Source organism: Bradyrhizobium ingae, from assembly GCF_055791185.1.
Genome location: NZ_JBVUBB010000108.1, coordinates 1 through 575 on the forward strand (window position 1 = coordinate 1; position 575 = coordinate 575).

Genomic DNA, 575 nt, shown 5'->3' on the forward strand with positions numbered 1-575 from the left:
CGATCAGGTCCAGCATGCCGCCGTTGCGGAAGTCGGCGGCAACGACCGCCCGGCCGTCGCCGTCGCTGTCGGCCCCCGTCAGGTGGCTGACGTCCAGGAAGTCCTGCCCCCGGACGTTGAGGAAGAAGCGGTCGCGCTCGAAGGCGCTGAGGTTGTGCCCGTTGGCGACGATCTGCCAGGGGTTGCTGACCCAGAACTCGCGCAGGGCGGGGTCCAGTCGGCCCGGCAGGGTGACGGCGCTGCTGCGGTTACACGGCTGTGACACGACAGCCAGCCAGACGCAGTTTCAGCCGTCGGGCTCGTCGCGGCTGCGGCTGACGAAGCCGGCGGTGGCGAACACGTCCAGCCAACCGTCGTTGTCCAGGTCCGCCATGCAGGCCCCGTACGACCAGCCGACGCCCGCCACTTGCATCCGCTTGCCGGCCTGATCGAACTTCAGCCCGCCCTTGTTCAGATGGAGCTTGCTGCCGGCGACGAAGCGGCGCATCTTCTCCATCACGGGCGCCGGGAAGGCGTCGGCGGCGAGGTTGCCGATGACCCGGTTGCCGGCCTTGGAGTACATGTTGGCGCAGAAC

General features: G+C 68.9%; 2 protein-coding genes. Both read right to left on the minus strand.

From position 1 onward, the window contains the following. The coding region (locus ACV1FX_RS41755; RefSeq protein WP_473123289.1) for a hypothetical protein at positions 1 to 265 on the minus strand (265 nt) is incomplete at its 3' end. Between the two features lie 21 nt (positions 266 to 286). Further along, the coding region (locus tag ACV1FX_RS41760) for an FG-GAP repeat domain-containing protein (protein WP_473123290.1) at positions 287 to 575 on the minus strand (289 nt) is incomplete at its 5' end.